This is a genomic window from Flintibacter faecis, from assembly GCF_014287875.1.
Classification (GTDB): domain Bacteria; phylum Bacillota; class Clostridia; order Oscillospirales; family Oscillospiraceae; genus Lawsonibacter; species Lawsonibacter faecis_A.
Genome location: NZ_JACOPN010000005.1, coordinates 34,975 through 52,816, shown reverse-complemented (window position 1 = coordinate 52,816; position 17,842 = coordinate 34,975). Strand labels below are relative to the sequence as shown.

Sequence of the window (17,842 nt, the reverse complement as noted above, 5' to 3'; positions counted from 1 at the left end):
GCCTCGCAATGACAGGCTTTTTTGACAGTCTCAACCTTCCCCCAGGGGAAGGCTAAATTTGCCGTTCTTCTATACAAAACACAAAAATCATGATACAATCCAATCAGAAGCACCCGCCATGCGGGGAAAGGAGGGCCTATGGCCTGTTATACGACGGAGCAGACCCTATATTTTTATGAGACCCGCCGGGGGCTGGAGCCTGCGGAGACGGAGCAGAACGCCCATCTGGCCCTGACCCTGTCCACCCAGGAGGAGTATGACGGGGAGACGGGGCAGGTGGCCCAGACAGAGGTCCGGGTGGACTATGTCTGGAACCCCGGGCGGCCCCGGCATCGGGGAGACGATGAGATCACGGTGACCTGGGATTCGGGCCGGGACACCTATGCCGGGTCCTTCGTCAGCGAGCATCGGGCCGACGGGGCGCAGTATGATCAGACCGGCAGACCGGGAGAGGCGTATCAGGGCCGCGTGGCCTGGTCGGCACCCCTGGACAAGGCCGGTCTCTTTGCCAAAGAGCTGGAGGGCACGGCCCGGTTCGTCCTGCTGCCCAAAACACCCCGAGTCCACAGTCAGACGGGACAGAGCATCTTTGTCCATTATCAGCATTCCGTGAGCAGTACTCCCCTGCTGCTGGGAGCTGCAGTGGTGCTGGGCATTGCGGTGTGGTGGGGACGGAGATACCTTAAAAAGGGCAGAGCGTGAGGATTGGCATCGAGGGGGGCGGTTTTTCTATGGGGGGAGGACGGATTGCCACGTCACTTTCGCTCCTCGCAATGACAAGAACAGGAAGTCTTCCGTTTTCACGCAGCGGCCAATTTTCTGTCATTGCGAGGAGGGCGCAGCCCGACGTGGCAATCCGTCCTTTTTTCTGGAACACCTTGCTTTTTTTCGTGGAGGGGCCGTCTTTTTTGCGGGAAAGGCGTTGCGTTTTTTCGGAATTAGGGGTATAATATCCCGTCTAAAATTTGAAACACATGCTGAAACGCAATTTTGAGAATTCGAGGTGCCAATATCGTGCGTAACGAAAAGCTGAGAAACGTAGCGATCATCGCCCACGTAGACCACGGCAAGACCACTCTGGTGGACGAAATGCTGAAGCAGTCCGGCGTGTACCGGGAAAACCAGACCGTGGTGGACCGCGTCATGGACTCCAACGACCTGGAGCGTGAGCGGGGCATCACCATTCTGGCCAAGAACACCGCCGTGCAGTACGGCGACGTGAAGATCAACATCGTGGACACTCCGGGCCACGCCGACTTCGGCGGCGAGGTGGAGCGCATCCTGAAGATGGTCAACGGCGTTATCCTTCTGGTGGACGCCGCCGAGGGCCCCATGCCCCAGACCCGCTTTGTCCTGTCCAAGGCCCTGGAGCTGGGCCACCGGGTCATCGTGGTGGTGAACAAGATCGACCGCCCCGACCAGCGCATCCACGAGGTCATGGACGAGGTGCTGGAGCTGCTGCTGGACCTGAACGCTACCGACGAGCAGTTCGAGTCCCCCACCCTGTTCTGCTCCGGCCGCCAGGGCACCGCCTCCTACTCCCCTGACGTGCCCGGGACCGACCTGAAGCCCCTGTTCGAGACCATCATCAACTATATCCCCGCCCCCGAGGCCGACGTAGACCAGCCCTTCCAGATGCTGGTCTCCTCCATCGACTACAGCGAGTTTGTGGGCCGCATCGCTATCGGCCGCATCGAGCGGGGCACCATCAAGCAGAACCAGGAGATCGCCGTGTGCAACTATCACGACCCCGACTCCCCCGCCAAGAAGGCCAAGGCCACCGCCCTGTATGAGTTTGACGGTCTGGCCAAGGTCCCCGTGCAGGAGGCCACCGCCGGCAACATCATCGCCATGAGCGGCATCGGCGACGTGACCATCGGCGATACCATCTGCGCCCCCGAGGCTGTGGAGCCCATCGAGTTTGTGAAGATCTCCGCCCCCACCATCGAGATGACCTTCTCCGTCAACGACTCCCCCTTTGCCGGGCGGGAGGGCAAGTTCGTCACCAGCCGCCAGATCCGGGACCGCCTGTTCCGGGAGACCCTGAAGGACGTGTCCCTGCGGGTGACCGAGGTGGAGGACTCCACCGACTCCTTCAATGTGGCCGGCCGGGGCGAGATGTCCCTGTCCATCCTGATGGAGACCATGCGCCGGGAGGGCTATGAGTTCCAGGTCTCTCCCCCCCGCGTGCTGTTCCAGGAGATCGATGGCGTGAAGTGCGAGCCCGTGGAGCGCCTGGTGGCCGATGTGCCCAACGACTGCGTGGGCGCGGTGATGGAGAAGCTGGGCTCCCGCAAGGGTGAGTTTTTGTCCATGAACCCCGTGGGCAACCGCACCAAGCTGGAGTTCCTGGTCCCCTCCCGGGGCCTGTTCGGCTATCGCAACGAGTTTTTGACCGACACCAAGGGCGAGGGCATCATGGCCTCGGTCTTTGAGAAGTATGCCCCCATGAAGGGCGAGATCCAGCGCCGGTCCACCGGCTCCCTGGTGGCCTTTGAGACGGGCGAGGCCGTGACCTACGGCCTGTTCAACGCCCAGGAGCGGGGCACCCTGTTTATCGGCGCGGGCGTCCCCGTATATGCCGGCATGATCGTGGGCGAGTGCCCCAAGCAGGAGGACATCTCCGTCAACGTGTGCAAGAAGAAGCAGCTGACCAACATGCGCGCCTCCGGCTCCGACGATGCCCTGCGCCTGGTCACCCCCAAGACCCTGTCTTTGGAGCAGTGCCTGGAGTTCCTGGCTGACGACGAGCTGCTGGAGTGCACCCCCGAGAACCTGCGTCTGCGCAAGCGTCTGCTGGACCACAGCGCCCGTATGCGCGAGGCGTCCAAGAAGAAGAACGGCTAAGCCTTGTCATTGCACGTAGGGGCCGCTGTCCTCAGCGGCCCGCAGTGCCTGGAGGGCCATCGTTCGGGCGGATGAGGACATCCGCCCCTACAGAGCATCAACGCAAGTAGGGGCGGATATTATCCGCCCGCAATATCTGGTCCGCCAACGACGGGCGGCTGATTCTGCAAAAACAACTCCCCCGCTGTCTTTCCGCACCGGAAGGACAGCGGGGGTCTTTCGTTTTCTGCGGTTACGCCTGCAGCGTCAGCTGCTTTACAGCGGGGTCGCCCGCCAGCAGCGCACCCTCCCGCCGGTGGCAGGTGAAGAGAAGGATCTGCTGGTCCTCTGCCAGCTCCCGGAGCAGGTCCAGCGCATACCCCAGGCGCTGGTCGTCAAAGGCGGCCAGGGCATCGTCCAGCACGATGGGGGGCTTTTCCGGCAGACACAGGCGGCACACCGCCAGGCGCAGGGACAGGTACAGCTGGTCCGCCGTGCCCCGGGACAGGGACAGGGCACTGCGGGGGGACAGGTCGTCCGCCGTGGCGGCAGAGCCCTCCAGTTCCCGAGTGAAGGACACCCGGCGGTAGCGCTGCCCGGTGAGCCGGGAGAGATACTCCCCGGCCAGGCGGTTCAGGGCGGGGGAAAACCGCTCCTGCAGCCGGGCGTTGGCCTGCTCCAGTGCGGACAGGGCCAGGGTGAGGGCCTGGTGCTCCTGCCGCCGCTGCTCCAGCTGCTGTTGAAGCTGCTCCCGGCGGGCGCACAGGGCGGCTGGGTCGCCCAAAGCGGCCTGACGGCCCAGGGCCTGGTCCAGCGCCTGACGGGCCTGGTCCAGCCGGGCGGCGGCGCGGGTCAAAGCGGGGTCGTCCTGCACGGCGGCTCCCCCCGCCTGCTGGGGCAGGTCGTCCAGGCGGCGGCGGCGCTCGGCCACCCGCTGGCGGGCCAGCTCCGCTTCGTGGTCCAGCCCCAGCGCCCTGGACAGGGCGGCAGATACCCCGAACAGACTGCTGACCTGGGGGGCAAAGGAGCGGGCAAAGCGCAGCAGATCGGCCTGACTGTTCTCCCGCCGGGCCCGGCGGTCATTCAGAGCCCCCCGGACGGCTTTCAGCTGCTCTGCGGCCTGGTCGGCAGCACGGCGGCGGGCCTGATAGTCCTCCGCCAGGGGCAGCAGAGCGTCGGGGTCACCGACCCCATAGCGGGCCAGAATTTTTTCTCCCCGGTCTTTCAGCCCCCGAGCCTTGCTCCGGCAGACCCCGGAGAAGATCAGGGTCAGCACAAATACGGCTGCTCCGGCGGCCAGGGGCAGGCCTACGGGCTGCTTCTGGACAAAATAACCTGCCGCCCCGCTGCCCGCAGCGGCCAGCAGGCCCAACAGGGGCAGGAGCTTGGCCCACAGGGCTTTCTTTTTGGCGCGGGCCAGACAGCAGCGGTGCTGGTCCAGGTCCTTGTGGACCTGAGCCAGAGCCTCCTCCCCGGTGAGGCCGGGGAAGTGCTGGTCCTGGATGGCGATCTGGGTCTGGACATAGTGGTCCTCCGCCGCCTTGTGGTCGGCCTCGGCCTGGCGGATCTCCTCGTCCAGCACTTTTAAGTATTGCAGCTCCCCCTGGGCCTGCTTCAGCCGGTCTTTCGGCGGGAGGGGGCCGTATTGCTCCAGCTGCTCCAGCTGCTCCTGGGCCTCGTCCAGGGCGGAACGGGCCTCCTGCCGGGTCTGGTCCAGCTGATTCTGGGCGGCCAGACGGCTGCGGCGGAGACGGGAGAGCGCATCGGCCCGCTCCCGTTCCAGGGTGCGGACGGTCTCCTCCAGGCGGGCGATCTCCCCGCACAGGGCGGACAGCGCTTCCGCCTGCTCCTCCACCTGGGACAGCTCCTGCTCCAGCTTGGGGATCTGGCCCACGCTCTTGTTCACCCGGCGGCGGTTGAGCCACTCCCGCAGGCGGGCCTGGGTCTGGGAAAAGGACACGTCCTCCTGGCCGGAGGAGACCAGGGCGGCGATGCGCCGCTCCAGCTCTGGGGCGGCGGTGACGGACAGGTCTCCCCCGCTGCCCAGGAAGGCGGAGCGCTGAAATACCTCCCGGCCCACGCCGGTGAGCAGCTCCCCGCAGGTGTCGGCGGTGAGACCGGGCACCGGCTCCTCCGTCCCGGTGTACACGGCGGAGAAGGCGGCGAAGGGTGCGCCGTTTTTGGGGCCCCGGCGGATGGTGATATCCCGGCCCCGCCACTCCACCTCCAGCTCCCCGGCCATGGGGGCCCCGGACCAGGGCTGATAGCGGTTTTTCTCCGCCAGATGGCCCTTCCGGTCCCGCTCCCGGGTGTCGAAGCCATAGAGCATGGCCTGCCAGAAGGCGCACCAGGTGGATTTTCCCCCCTCGTTGGGGGCGCAGATCAGGTTCAGACCGTCCCCCAGCTCCAGCCGGGCCCGGTCCAGCTTGCCGAAGATGGCGGTCATGGTTCTAATTTTCATGGGCAGATGTCCTCCCCGTTTTCCAGTGCGGCCAGACCGAAGCGGGCGGCCAGACGGCAGACGGGGTCGTCGGGCCGTTTGGCGCAGAGCTGTTCCATCTCCCGAAGGAACAGCCCGGTCAGGCTGTCCTCCTCCCGCCGCTGCCACAGGTCCTGGGGCAGTCGGGTCTCGTCCCGCACGGTCAGACCGTAGAACCGGGGGGCCAGGGCCCGCTGCAGTCTGGCCAGATCCGGGGCGGTGCAGGCCCCGGTAAGGGTGATGCGATAGATGTCCTCCTCCGTGGCCGGGGGCAGAGCGTTCAGCACGGCGTCCAGGGGGTCAGAGCCGGTGACGTCCACCCGGATGTCCTGATACCGGCGGCGGCACAGGGGGACGAACTCCCCCGTCACCTGTCCCGGCTGGGCGTGGAGGAGCAGCACGCCCTTCTCCCCCAGCTCGTCAAAGCCCCGGCCCTCGGGACAGCCGGGATAGGCCCAGGCGGTCCGCCCCGCCCGCTGCAGGCCGCTGTGCTGGTGGACGTGGCCCAGGGCCAGATAGTCCAGGCCGCTGGCGGCGATCTCCTCCTGGGAGATGGGGCCGTAGCCGCTGCCGGGGGCCGTGTCCCCGTGGAGACAGGCCAGCGTCAGCCGTCCGTCCTCCGCCGCCTGAAAGCCGGCCAGGGGGGATCCCGTCTCGTGGGGGGAACAGAAGGCCCGGCCATAGACGGTGCAGTTGAACTGGGGCAGGTCCACCCCCTCCACAGCGGGGGTGGTGAAGATGTGGACGTTGTCCGGCCAGTCCAGGGTGGCGTACACCGAGGAGGGGCTATAGCAGTCGTGGTTGCCCGGGGCCAGGAACACCGGGCAGGGGATGCCGCCCAATGCCTGGGAGAGGGCCTGGGCCGTCTCCCGATAGACGGTCTCTCCGTCCATCAGGTCGCCGGACAGCAGCACCAGGTCGGCCTGTTTCTCCCGGGCCAGCTGGGCCAGACGGGTCAGCAGGTCCCGCTGCTCCCCCCGCCGCTGGGCCGCCCGCTCCGGGCTGAGGCCGGAAAAGGGGCTGTCCAGATGGAAGTCCGCCCCGTGAATGATGTTCAGCATGGTGTTTTTTCGTGTCCTTCCCTAACGTAATCTAGCATGCTACACGCAATCTTTCGGATATGTGTCCGGCTCGTGGCTTAAATCGATATACTCAAATTGATGGTCCGGGAGTGTTTTTGATGCGGAACGAATCCGCTTTATGGTGTGTTCACAGTAATAGACCTCTGTTTCCACATTGATACTGTTCCGACCATTGCCAGCAGAGGCCAGCATAGTTGTGCCGCTTCCGCAGAAGGGGTCCAACACAGTGTCTCCCGTGAAGGAAAACATTTTTACCAGACGGTTGGCAAGCTCCAGGGGGAAGGGGGCCGGGTGACCATTCTTTGTGGAGGCTCCTGGCATTTCCCATATCTGGCTGAACCAATTCTGAAAATCTTCCTTTGGAATCTTGCTGTCGATGCGTTGCTGTTCTGTAGGCTTTCGGTATCCGCCGGGTTTTCGTTCCATCAGGATATATTCCACATCGTTTTTGATGATGGCGTTGGGCTCATAGGGTTTTCCTAAAATAGAACTGCTGGTGTTTGCCTCGAAGGTCGCATTGGATATTTTGTGCCAGAGGATAGGGTTTAGATTATCAAAACCGATTTTGCGGCAGGAGACGGCGATGTCAGAATGGAGCGGCATGACCACATGACGGCCATATTTGCGTCTGGACAGGCATACATCACCGACCACACAGACGATCCGCCCACCGGGGACCAAAACCCGGTAACACTCCTGCCAAACCTTTTCCAGTTCGTTTATAAAGTCCTGATAGGTGTTCAGCATTCCCAACTGGTTTTTTCCGCAGCGGTATTCTTTTAGATTGAAATAGGGCGGAGAAGTCAGCACCAGGTGGACACTTCGGTCTGGAATATAGCTGAGGTCTCGGGCATCCCCGTGATAGAGAAGCTGATTTGTCAAGATCAATGCCCCCGTTGAAAAAAGTGTGCCAATGCTGCGCTCAGCATGGAGGTGATAAACATATCAAATGATAAGTGTTCGCCGAGAAAACCGTATGTAACTGCCTCATCCGAACATGAAGTTGACATAAGACAAGAGGCGGAGTATTGTCGCTCCCGCAGAAGTTTTTCACAGAATATCTGATAGCGTTTCTGATACGAAGCATTGTGAAATTCACGCAGCACAGGGAAATGAGGAGATCTCACACGGACGGGTTCCTTAGATTTAGCGCAATCTTCCAGCACCATAAAATAGCCGAGCCACGGTGCCTGCTGAGCGCCGAACACGCCTTCCCGATAGGCGGTCCAGATATCCAGGGCTGTGCCCATGGCCTCCTCAGTGCGGTTGTTAAAGTTATTGCCGAAAGACGGTCCCACTTGACTTTTGAATTCAATGGCAATGACCAGTTCGTTTTTGTCAACTACCAGTAGGTCCCATTTCTTGTTGGGGCGGAAATACCCGGGAAGTTCCAAATCTGTGTCCACAAAAATACAGTGCTCCGGCACCCCGTTTTGGATGAGCAGATTGCGTATCAGCGCAACGAATCCGTCAAGCTGTTTGCCGCCGGTCACCGCACCGCGGTTTCCTTGGTCTCTCGTTCCAATCACGGTCTGCTTTTTGATCTGGCCGAAGCGAGTTGACCAGAAAAAGTGGACCGCTTCAAAAATCTGCTGTTCTAAATCTGGTGGAAGCTGGATGGCATTCATAGTATTGGCTCCTTTCCTCGCTTCACTCCTGAATATCCGCCCGGCGGACGCCGGTGCAGCGCTTTTTCTCCGTGTCGATGGTGAACAGGCAGGCGTTGAGCTTGCAGTTGCCCTCCGCCTCTTCATACCGCCGGGGCAGGCCGCCCATGAAGAGGTTGATGGAGTTCTCCGGCTTGATGCCCAAAACCGAGCGGCTGGGGCCGGTCATCCCTAAGTCGGTGACAAAGCCGGTGCCCCGGGGCAGGATCTGGCAGTCGGCGGTGGGCACATGGGTGTGGGTGCCCCACACGGCCTGGACCTTGCCGTCCAAAAACCAGCCCATGGCCCCCTTCTCGCTGGTGGCCTCGGCGTGGAAGTCCACCAGGGCCAGGTCGGAGCCGCCGCTGCGCAGCAGGCTGTTGGCCATTTTAAAGGGGTTGTCCAGGTTGGAGTTCAGCTCCGCCCGGCCCATCAGATTCAGAACGGCGATGCGCAGCCCCTTGCAGGGGTAGATGCCCATGCCCCGGCCCGGCACCCGCCCGGCGTAGTTGGCGGGGCGGAGAATGCGCGCCTCCTTGTCCAGATAGTCCCCGATCTGCAGCCGGTTCCAGGTGTGATTGCCCAGGGTGATCACGTCGGCCCCGGCCTCCAGAATGCGCCGGGCCTGGGCGGGGGTGATGCCCACGCCGGAGGCGTTCTCCCCGTTGACCACCACAAAGTTGGCCTGCGTCTCCTGCCGCAGCCCGTCCAGACGGCGGGAGAGAATGTCCAGGCCGCCCTCGCCCACCACGTCGCCAACGGCCAGTATATTCAAAAGCATAGCTGTGTCCTCCTTCAAATCATCCCGCCTGCTGAGCGGGGATAGAGCTATTATAGCCGATTTTTGGGGTGGTGGCAATGTGGGGAGTTAGGAGTTAGGAGTTAGGAGTTAGGAGTTAGGAGTTAGGAGTTAGCCTTCCCCTGGGGGAAGGTGCCCCAGTGGGCACACTGGGGCGGATGAGGGGAACGCCGAAGGGCTTTGAGCCGTTGCGTCAGAACGGATAAAGCCTTCCCCCTCCCAGGGGGCCGATTCCCCTTATCAAGGGGAAATGTCCCGAAGGGACAAAAGGGATAGGGAAGGTGGCCCGTAGGGCCGGATGAGGGTGGGTCTCGTTGGGTGCGGAGGCCATCGAACGGGCGGATGGGGACATCCGCCCCTACGCCGGGTTACGATAGATTTCGTAGGGGCCGCTGTCCCCAGCGGCCCGGAATCCCCCCGCCGCTTTGCGGCCCTCCCCCCTTTCACAAGGGGGGCTGCTGTTACGCATCATCAGGCTCCCTTGTCAAAGGCCGATTCCCCTTATCAAGGGGAAATGTCCCGAAGGGACAAAAGGGATAGGGCTAGCTGGCACGGGCGCAGCCCGTGACTGAGGGATTCCGTCCCCCCGTGGTCCCCCTCATCCGTCATGGGCTTCGCCCATGCCACCTTCTCCCCTGCGGGGCGAAGGCTATAGCCGCTCCGTCGGGAGCGCTCAAATGTCGATGGCCTTCCCCTCATCCGTCACGGCTGCGCCGTGCCACCTTCCCTCAGGGGAAGGCATTGTGCGGGCGAACATAGCCTTCCCCCGGTGGAAGGCGCTTGACAAAACTGGTTTACTCTGATAAACTACAATCAGAAGATAGGTTTATCATAATAAACTAAAGGAGGCGGTAGGAGGCGGTCCCATGGAAAAGCTATTTGACGGGGAATACAAGCTGATGGAGATCCTGTGGCAGACGGGTGCGGTCCACTCCGCCCGGCTGGTGGAGCTGTGCGCCCAGCGGCTGGGGTGGAACAAGAGCACCACCTATACCGTCCTGCGCCGCCTGAAAAACAAGGGGACGGTGGACCACCGTGACACGGTGGTCACCCCCCTGCTCACCCGGGAGGCGGTCATCCGGGCGGAGGGGGCGGAGCTGGAGCGCCGGGCCGGGGGGCTGTCCCCCTTCCTGGCCGCCTTTTTTGGGGGCAGAAAACTGACCCCGGCGGAGGCGGAGGAACTGAAGGAGCTGATCGACCGGACCACATGGGAGGGGTGACTGTGAACGCTGCTTGGAAAACGTGCCTGATGCTGTTTTATGACGTGGCCAACATGTATTTCAGCGTGGGCGTGATCACCGCCCTGACCTTTGGGATCATCATTCTGCTGCGTCCCGTGACCAACCCCCTGCTGGAGCCCCGGGACCGGGTGCGGCTGTGGTCCTTCGGGTGGTATTGCAGCTATACCGCCTATATCTGGTGCCTGTATGGCCGAGTGAAAGTGCTGCCCTGGACCTTCCGGGGACTGCTGCGCCTGCGGCTGGAGGAGCCCAGCCAGACCCCCGCCATCCTGCCCGCCCCCTGGACGGAGGGGGCACAGGACACCCTGGCCCTGCCCGGCGGGGTGAAAATTTTCTGCCCGCTGTCCCAGGGGCAGATGATGGCCATCGGCCTTGTGTGGCTAGGTATGGTGGCGGCGGTGCTGGTCTGGAGCACCCGGACGGAGGGCCGCCTGAAATGCCTGGGCCAACAGGGGGAGCGGCTGCCGCCGGAGAGCGTGGCGGAGTTTGGCCTGGACCCCAAAACGGTGGCGGTGCGGCTGTGTGACGGTCTGCCCACCAGCTTTGTCCGCCGGGGCCACGACACGGGGGCGGGGGACGGCGTTCAGTATGTGATCTGTCTGCAGCGGGAGCTGCCCCCGGAGCGGATGGGGCTGGTACTGCGCCACGAGGGGGAACACATCAAAATGCGCCACCCCTGGTGGAAGATGGCCAATGCCATCTCCATGGCTCTGTTCTGGTGGAGCCCCCTGCACTGGGCGGCCTATCGCCTGACCAACCGGGACATGGAGCTGGCCTGCGACCGGGCGGTGCTGAACCAGCTGGAGCCGGAGGGGCGGCGGGAGTACGCCCGGATGCTCACCGAGCTTGCCGCCGGGCGGCACCTGTGGGGCAGCGTGTCCGCCTTTGGGGAGTGCGACGCCGCCATCCGCATCCGCCGGGCCGCCGCCTGGAAGCCGGAAAAGGAGTGGAAAAAGCCCCTGTCTCTGGTGCTGTCTGTGCTGCTGATCCTGTTTTTCTTTACCGGGGGCTGGGCGGGCTGATTGCGCCGCAGGCAGCCGGAGGAAAACGGCCGCCCCCGTTGCAATTTTTTCCGGCAGCGCTTATAATAAGGACAATTTCTGAAAAGCGCCGGGCGTGCCCGGTTTTCGGCGAGGAGGTCCTTTTTTTGGCGGAAGAGATAAACGCCTGCGGGCAGGACGGAGCGGAGGAGCCGAAGCTCCCCGGAGCTGATCTATTCGACTGGCTCCAGATGGTCATGGGCTGTATCCTGGCGGCGGTGCTGCTGTTCAACTGCTTTGCCCGGCTGACCCAGGTGGATGGGGAGTCCATGACCAACACCCTGCAGGACGGGGAGATGATGTTGGTCTGGTCCCTGGGCTATCACCCCAAGGCGGGGGACATTGTGGTCGTGAACAAGAAGACGGCCACGTTTCTGGATGACCGGGCCATCGTCAAGCGGGTCATCGCCGTGGGCGGTCAGTCGGTGGACATCGACTATGCCAGCGGCACGGTGTATGTGGACGGCTCCCCCCTGGACGAGCCCTATATCAAAGAGACCATGTACTTCCCCGCCAGCTACACCATGAGCCAGACCCACTGGGACGTGCCGGAGGGCCAGCTGTTCCTCATGGGCGACAACCGCAACGGCTCCACCGACAGCCGGGACGAGCGCCTGGGTCCCGTGGACGAGGGCTATGTCCTGGGCCGGGCCGTCCTGGCCCTGTGGCCCCTGAATAAGGCGGGGGTGCTGTGAGGACTGCCCTCTCCGCCCCTTCGGGGCACCTCCCCCAAAGGGGGAGGCAAGGGGGACGGGAGAACGGATTCCCACGTCGCTGCGCTCCTCGGAATGACAGAAACGGGTTTATTGACACGCTGACCTTCCCCTAGGGGAAGGCTTTGGAACGTAACGGCGATAAACGATCTCGCACTTCATGGTCAGCCCCGCCCCGGGCTGACTTTTTATTTTTCTCTTGACAGCTGTGGGTGGATGTGGTATCCTCGTACAGTAGTTAGCAATGACTAACTTTTGAATGGGCGCATAAAGCGCTTGCTTTTTAACATAATAGTTAGCATATGCTAATTATAAAGGAGGCCGCCCTATGTCCCCGCTTCACTATCGGTTTGAACAGACCCTGGCCTGGCACTGTGCCCCATCCCTGGCGGGTATCAAGGCCGCCGACCTGCTCACCTGGACGGTGGAGGGCCGGGAGGGGGCCGACCTGCTCTCCCACTATGCCGACCTGCTGTCCAGCCGGGGCATCCGCCTGTATGTGCTGGGAGCCCGCCGGGGACGGACCCTGCTGCTGATCTTCCGGCCCCGCCGGCTGGACTGCTGGCTGGCTCAACCCAAAGTGCGGGAGATGCTGGACAGGGCGGGTTATCCGGTAAGCCGGGACACCGAGGCCATGCTGGCCCATCTCCGCCGCCGACTTCAGGGCGGGGAGTTCCCTCACGAGATCGGCCTGTTCCTGGGCTATCCCCCGGGGGATGTGGAGGGCTTTCTCCGGGACGGCGGCCGCCACTGCAAGCTGTGCGGCCCCTGGAAGGTATATGACAACGTGGAGGAGGCCGCCCGGCGCTTTGCCGCCTTCCACCGCTGCCGGGATGCCCTGACCCAGCGAGTGGACCGGGGCATCCCCCTCTCCCGGGTGTTCCCCGCCGTGTCCTGATCCTTTATTCCGCTGTGACCGCCCACTGGGCGCTTACAAATATTTATCATGTGAATTTTTATCGCAGGAGGTTTTTCTTATGAGCAAGATCGCCGTGATCTATTGGTCCATGTCCGGCAACACCGAGGCCATGGCCAACGCCATCGCCGAAGGCGCTGAGAGCGCCGGAGCTGAGGTGGACGTGAAGCAGGTGAGCGAGATCACCGTGGACCAGGCCCTGGAGTATGACAAGCTGGCCCTGGGCTGCCCCGCCATGGGGGCTGAGGTGCTGGAGGAGAGCGAGTTCGAGCCCTTCTTCACCCAGCTGGAGGGCCGCCTGGGCGGCAAGAAGGTGGCCCTGTTCGGCTCCTATGGCTGGGGCGACGGCCAGTGGATGCGGGATTGGCAGCAGCGGGTGGACGACGCCAACGCCAGCCTGTATCACGGCGAGGGCCTGATCATCAACGAGACCCCCGACGACGACGGCCTGGAGCAGTGCCGCCAGTTCGGCGCCGGTTTCGCCGGGTTCTGAGCCCTCTCCCCTCTCCTTCCTCAAAAAAGCGGACCATCCTCCGCTTGCGCTGCATATGAGATCATCGTTCCAGCAGGACCGCCGCCCGGGCAATCAAGTCCGGGCGGCGGTCCTGTGCTTTTCCGGGCCATCGAATGGGTTTGGCCGGATTTTAGCTTGATGAAATTGTGGGAAATATGCTATAATGGATAAGTTAAAATACCCGAAGACCGCCCGGGAATGGGCGGCGGGGCAGAAAGGGGGGCGAGGCATGTGAAATTCAAGGCGTGGAGCGTGGCTCCCCCCTGCCCCGACGGGCGGCGGACCCTGGAGGAGAGCGGCCTGTCCCCCCTGCTGGCGGCGGTGCTGTCCGCCCGGGGGGTGACGGACCCGGAGGATGCCCGGCGGCTCCTCTCCCCCCAGGCCGAGCCCCTGTTGGACCCCATGCTCATGCGGGACATGGACCGGGCTGCAGAACGGGTGCGAAAAGCAGTGAAGAACGGCGAGCGCATCACCGTCTACGGCGACTATGACGTGGACGGCATCACCTCCACCTGCCTGCTGACCCAGTTTCTGCTGGACCTGGGGGCCAATGTGCAGCCCTATATCCCCGGGCGGCTGGAGGAGGGCTATGGCCTGAACCGGGAGGCCGTGGCCGCCCAGGCCCGCCAGGGGGTGGGGCTTATCATCACGGTGGACTGCGGCATCACCGCTCTGGACGAGGCCGACTATGCCCGGGAGCTGGGGGTGGACCTGGTCATCACCGACCACCACGCCTGTAAAGACCGCCTGCCCCGGGCAGCGGCAGTGGTGGACCCCCACCGGCCCGACTGCCCCTACCCCTTCAAGGGCCTGGCCGGGGTGGGCGTGGCCCTGAAATTGGCCATGGCGGTGGCGGGACCGGACAGAGCCGGAGACGTGTTCCGGCGGTACCGGGACCTGGCCGCCGTGGGCACGGTGGCCGACGTGATGCCCATGACGGGGGAGAACCGCACCATCGTCCGCCAGGGGCTGGACGACCTGCACCCGCCCCGGCGGCTGGGCTTTGCCAAGCTCATTGAATGCGCCGGCCTTGTCGAGCGGCCCATGACCTCCGTCACCGTGGGCTATGCCCTGGCCCCCCGGATCAACGCCTCCGGTCGTCTGGGCCGGGCGGAGGTGGCGCTGGAGCTGCTGCTGACCCACGACCCGGACCGGGCGGAGGAGCTGGCCCGGACCCTGTGCGACTTAAACCGGGAGCGCCAGGCCATCGAGGGGGACATCTTCCAGCAGTGCGTCCAGCGCCTGACGCAGCAGCCCCAGTCCGGGGCCATCGTATTGGCGGATGAGCAGTGGCACCAGGGGGTGGTGGGCATCGTGGCCTCCCGCCTGGCCGAGCAGTTCGGCTGCCCCACCTTCATGATCTGCCTGGATCAGGGCATGGGCAAGGGCTCCTGCCGGTCCTGGGGGGGCGTGAACCTGTTCCAGCTGCTGCAGAGCTGCGCCCCCCTGCTGGAGAGCTTTGGCGGCCACGCCATGGCGGCGGGCTTTACCGTGCGGGAGGAGAACATCCCCGCCCTTTCACGCGCCCTGTGCCAGGCGGTGGAGGCCGCCCCCAAGCAGACCGCCAGCTGCCTGGAGGCGGATGCCGCTGTGCAGCCAGAGGCGCTCACCGTCCAGGCGGTGGAGGACCTGGACCTGCTGGAGCCCTGGGGGGCAGGCAACCCCCGCCCTGTGCTGGTGCTGCCGGGGGCCCAGGTGGTCAGCGCCGCGGCGGTGGGCCGGGGGCGGCACTTAAAGCTGCGGCTGGAGTCCCGGGGGGTGCCTTTGGATGCCATCTGGTTTTCCAACGACGGCTCCGGCCTGGATTTGGAGCCGGGCAGCCGGCTGGACGTGGCCTTCTGCCCCCAGATCAACGAGTTTCGGGGGCTGCGCTCGGTGCAGCTGCAGGTGATGGACCTGCGCCCCGCTCCCAGCCGGGCCCAGCTGGAGCGGGACGTGTATGAAAAGTTTGCCCGGGGGGAGACCCTCTCCCCGGGGGAGGCCGAGCTGCTGCTGCCCCAGCGGGCGGAGTTTGTGGGCCTGTGGCGCTGGCTGGAACGGCGCTGCGGCAGCGCCCTGACCATGGAGGACAGCCTGCCCCACATCGCCCGGGGGGCCGGACGGGCATCCGGCCGGAGAGAGGCCCCGGTGCGCACCCTGGTGTGTCTGGAGGTGCTGGAGGAGCGGGGCCTCATCGACCTGGACCGGCAGACAGACCGGGTACGGGTGGTGCTCCACCGGCTGGAGCACAAGGTGGACTTAGAGTCCTCTGCCCTGCTGCTGCGCCTGCGCCGGGCAGCGGAGGACCGCCTGTAAGGCGAAGGGGAGCGCGTTTTTCCGGCGCAGCGAGAGGAGAGAGTATGGACCCTATTTTGGAACGGTATCACGCCCTGGAAGATAAGGTGGCCATGTATACGCCCAACCTGGACACCAGGCGTTTGTTCGAGGCATTTACCTTTGCCGACACGGCCCACCACGGCCAGCTGCGCAAAAGCGGCGAGCCCTATATCATCCACCCCCTGGCCGTGGCCGAGATCGTGGCCGACCTGGGGCTGGACGTGGACAGCGTCATTGCGGCTCTGCTCCACGACTGCATCGAGGACACCCCCACCAGCCACCTGGACATCGCCAAAAAGTTCGGCGAGCCTGTGGCCGCCCTGGTGGAGGGGGTCACCAAGCTGACACGGGTGCAGTATGTCTCTAAAGAAGAGGAGCAGATGGAAAATCTGCGCAAGATGCTCATGGCCATGGCCCAGGACATCCGGGTCATCCTCATCAAGATCTGCGACCGGCTGCACAACATGCGCACCATGGAGTATCAGTCCCCCAAAAAGCAGCGGGAGAAATCGCTGGAGACCATGGAGATCTACGCCCCCATCGCCCACCGCTTAGGTATGCAAAAGCTGAAGTGGGAGCTGGAGGACCTGTCCCTGCGCTATCTGGACCCGGTGGGCTATAAAGAGATCGAGGACGAGCTGGCCGAGCGCTCCTCCGCCCACGAGGAGTTTATGGCGGGCATCCAGCATAAGATCCAGCAGCGCCTGAGGCAGGAGGGCATCCACGCCACCGTCTATGGCCGGGTAAAGCACATCTACTCCATCTATCGGAAGATGTACACCCAGAACAAGACCCTGGACGAGATCTTCGACCTGTACGCCTTCCGGGTCATCGTGGACGACATCCCCGGCTGCTATAACGTGCTGGGCTGCATCCACGACATGTTCAAGCCGGTGCTGGGCCGCTTTAAGGACTATATCGGCACGCCCAAGCCCAACATGTACCAGTCCCTCCACACCACGGTCATCGGCCGGGAGGGCATCCCCTTCGAGGTGCAGATCCGCACCTGGGAGATGCACCAGACGGCGGAATACGGCGTGGCCGCCCACTGGAAGTATAAGCAGGGCCTGGCCAACAAGCAGCTGGGCAGCGAGCACGAGTTCGAGTGGGTGCGCAAGCTGCTGGAGAGCCAGCAGGACACCGATGCGGAGGAGTTCGTCCGCACCCTGAAGGTGGACATGTTCGCCGACGAGGTGTTCGTCTTTACCCCCAACGGCGACGTGAAGAGCCTGCCCGCCGGGGCCACCCCCATCGACTTTGCCTATAACATCCACTCCGCCGTGGGCAACAGCATGGTGGGAGCCCGGGTGAACGGGCGGATGGTCCCCTTTGACTATCCCCTGCACAACGGCGACATTGTAGAGGTGCAGACCTCCAAGGCCGCCAAGGGCCCCAGCCGGGACTGGCTGAAGATCTGCAAGTCCAACGAGGCCAGAAACAAGATCCGCCAGTGGTTCAAGAAGGAGCGCCGGGAGGAGAACATCGCCACCGGACGGGCCGCCTTCGAGGCCGAGCTGAAGCACATGAAGATCGCCCTGTCGGCCATCACTGCCGAGGAGAATCTGCCCCATATCCTGCGCAAGGTGCGCTGCGGCACCCTGGATGAGCTGTACGCCTCCATCGGCTACGGCGGCACCACCGCCACCAAGGCGGTGGCCCGGGCCAAGGACGAGCTGCTGCGCCTGGGCCGGCTTCAGGCGGAGAAGGCCGCCGCCGCTGCCAAGACCACGGCGGAGAGCGTGATCGTCCCCGGCGTGAGCAATCAGGTGGAGGAGGCCGCCCTCACCGGGTCGAACAAGCACACCGACTCCGGCATCATCGTGGAGGGGCTGGGCAACTGTCTGGTGAAGTTCGCCAAGTGCTGCACCCCCGTCCCCGGCGACCCGGTCATCGGCTTTATCACCCGGGGCTATGGCGTGTCCGTCCACCGGGCCGACTGCCCCAACGCCGCCCCGGACAAGCGCAAGCCCGAGGAGGCCGACCGCTGGGTGAAGGTCTCCTGGGTCAACAGCAAGCTGCCCAACTATAAGACCGCCCTGGAGCTGTCCGCCAAGGACCGGGACGGCCTGACCATCGACCTGGCCATGGCCCTGTCCGCCGCCAAGGTGAAGGTGACCGCCCTGTCCGCCCGCTCTATGTCCGACGGCCACGCCGCCGTGAACATCGTGGTGGAGGTGCAGGACAAGGCCGAACTCAGCGCCGTCATCAACAAGCTGAACAACATCCAGGGCGTCTACCACGTGGCCAGAAGCACGGGGAAATAAGAAGTG

General features: G+C 64.0%; 14 protein-coding genes. 9 read left to right on the top strand and 5 right to left on the bottom strand.

What is annotated here, in order from left to right; translation table 11 throughout:
* Positions 1-138 precede the first annotated feature (138 nt).
* The gene (locus H8S55_RS08120) at positions 139-702 is read left to right on the top strand and encodes a hypothetical protein (RefSeq protein WP_186878567.1); all 564 of its coding nucleotides are present in this window, start codon (positions 139-141) and stop codon (positions 700-702) included.
* Between the two features lie 312 nt (positions 703-1,014).
* A complete protein-coding gene (typA, locus tag H8S55_RS08115; RefSeq protein WP_186878566.1) occupies positions 1,015-2,847 on the top strand; it encodes a translational GTPase TypA in 1,833 nt (610 codons plus the stop codon).
* A 232-nt stretch (positions 2,848-3,079) separates the two neighbouring features.
* Here the strand turns inward: typA and H8S55_RS08110 are convergent, their stop codons facing one another.
* The 5 genes from H8S55_RS08110 to H8S55_RS08090 all read right to left on the bottom strand — a co-directional run bounded on the left by H8S55_RS08110 (position 3,080) and on the right by H8S55_RS08090 (position 8,814).
* On the bottom strand, positions 3,080-5,287 hold the full coding sequence (locus H8S55_RS08110; RefSeq protein ID WP_186878565.1) for an ATP-binding protein: 2,208 nt from the start codon (positions 5,285-5,287) through the stop codon (positions 3,080-3,082).
* On the bottom strand, positions 5,284-6,366 hold the full coding sequence (locus tag H8S55_RS08105) for a metallophosphoesterase family protein (RefSeq protein WP_186878564.1): 1,083 nt from the start codon (positions 6,364-6,366) through the stop codon (positions 5,284-5,286). The genes H8S55_RS08110 and H8S55_RS08105 overlap by 4 nt, the downstream gene beginning before the upstream one ends.
* A gap of 39 nt (positions 6,367-6,405) precedes the next feature.
* Positions 6,406-7,197, bottom strand: a complete 792-nt coding sequence (locus tag H8S55_RS08100; protein ID WP_366467651.1) for a DNA-methyltransferase — start codon at positions 7,195-7,197, stop codon at positions 6,406-6,408.
* Between the two features lie 74 nt (positions 7,198-7,271).
* Positions 7,272-8,015 carry a PaeR7I family type II restriction endonuclease gene (locus H8S55_RS08095; RefSeq protein WP_186878563.1) on the bottom strand — a complete coding sequence of 248 codons (744 nt, stop codon included), beginning with the start codon at positions 8,013-8,015 and terminating at the stop codon, positions 7,272-7,274.
* A gap of 22 nt (positions 8,016-8,037) precedes the next feature.
* Positions 8,038-8,814: a TIGR00282 family metallophosphoesterase gene (locus H8S55_RS08090; RefSeq protein WP_186878562.1), complete on the bottom strand. Its 777-nt coding sequence runs from the start codon at positions 8,812-8,814 to the stop codon at positions 8,038-8,040.
* Between the two features lie 884 nt (positions 8,815-9,698).
* Between H8S55_RS08090 and H8S55_RS08085 the strand changes: the two genes are divergently transcribed.
* The 7 genes from H8S55_RS08085 (at position 9,699) to H8S55_RS08055 (ending at position 17,836) form a co-directional block, all read left to right on the top strand.
* On the top strand, positions 9,699-10,052 hold the full coding sequence (locus tag H8S55_RS08085; protein ID WP_186878561.1) for a BlaI/MecI/CopY family transcriptional regulator: 354 nt from the start codon (positions 9,699-9,701) through the stop codon (positions 10,050-10,052).
* Positions 10,053-10,054: 2 nt separating this feature from the next.
* Positions 10,055-11,095: a M56 family metallopeptidase gene (locus tag H8S55_RS14500; RefSeq protein ID WP_186878560.1), complete on the top strand. Its 1,041-nt coding sequence runs from the start codon at positions 10,055-10,057 to the stop codon at positions 11,093-11,095.
* 125 nt (positions 11,096-11,220) lie between these two features.
* Positions 11,221-11,808: a signal peptidase I gene (gene lepB, locus H8S55_RS08075; RefSeq protein WP_227148139.1), complete on the top strand. Its 588-nt coding sequence runs from the start codon at positions 11,221-11,223 to the stop codon at positions 11,806-11,808.
* 346 nt (positions 11,809-12,154) lie between these two features.
* Positions 12,155-12,724, top strand: a complete 570-nt coding sequence (locus H8S55_RS08070; protein WP_186878559.1) for a DUF3793 family protein — start codon at positions 12,155-12,157, stop codon at positions 12,722-12,724.
* Positions 12,725-12,803: 79 nt separating this feature from the next.
* Positions 12,804-13,235 carry a flavodoxin gene (locus H8S55_RS08065; protein ID WP_186878558.1) on the top strand — a complete coding sequence of 144 codons (432 nt, stop codon included), beginning with the start codon at positions 12,804-12,806 and terminating at the stop codon, positions 13,233-13,235.
* A 252-nt stretch (positions 13,236-13,487) separates the two neighbouring features.
* Positions 13,488-15,551: a single-stranded-DNA-specific exonuclease RecJ gene (gene recJ, locus H8S55_RS08060; RefSeq protein ID WP_186878557.1), complete on the top strand. Its 2,064-nt coding sequence runs from the start codon at positions 13,488-13,490 to the stop codon at positions 15,549-15,551.
* A gap of 44 nt (positions 15,552-15,595) precedes the next feature.
* On the top strand, positions 15,596-17,836 hold the full coding sequence (locus tag H8S55_RS08055) for a RelA/SpoT family protein (protein WP_186878556.1): 2,241 nt from the start codon (positions 15,596-15,598) through the stop codon (positions 17,834-17,836).
* Positions 17,837-17,842 lie beyond the last annotated feature (6 nt).

What these genes read in the sequence shown, in the direction of transcription:
- H8S55_RS08120 (WP_186878567.1), top strand. Translation starts at nt 139, where the DNA reads ATGGCCTGTTATACGACGGAGCAGACCCTATATTTTTATGAGACCCGC.
- H8S55_RS08110 (WP_186878565.1), bottom strand. Translation starts at nt 5,287, where the DNA reads ATGAAAATTAGAACCATGACCGCCATCTTCGGCAAGCTGGACCGGGCC.
- H8S55_RS08105 (WP_186878564.1), bottom strand. Translation starts at nt 6,366, where the DNA reads ATGCTGAACATCATTCACGGGGCGGACTTCCATCTGGACAGCCCCTTT.
- H8S55_RS08095 (WP_186878563.1), bottom strand. Translation starts at nt 8,015, where the DNA reads ATGAATGCCATCCAGCTTCCACCAGATTTAGAACAGCAGATTTTTGAA.
- H8S55_RS08090 (WP_186878562.1), bottom strand. Translation starts at nt 8,814, where the DNA reads ATGCTTTTGAATATACTGGCCGTTGGCGACGTGGTGGGCGAGGGCGGC.
- H8S55_RS08085 (WP_186878561.1), top strand. Translation starts at nt 9,699, where the DNA reads ATGGAAAAGCTATTTGACGGGGAATACAAGCTGATGGAGATCCTGTGG.
- H8S55_RS08070 (WP_186878559.1), top strand. Translation starts at nt 12,155, where the DNA reads ATGTCCCCGCTTCACTATCGGTTTGAACAGACCCTGGCCTGGCACTGT.
- H8S55_RS08065 (WP_186878558.1), top strand. Translation starts at nt 12,804, where the DNA reads ATGAGCAAGATCGCCGTGATCTATTGGTCCATGTCCGGCAACACCGAG.
- H8S55_RS08055 (WP_186878556.1), top strand. Translation starts at nt 15,596, where the DNA reads ATGGACCCTATTTTGGAACGGTATCACGCCCTGGAAGATAAGGTGGCC.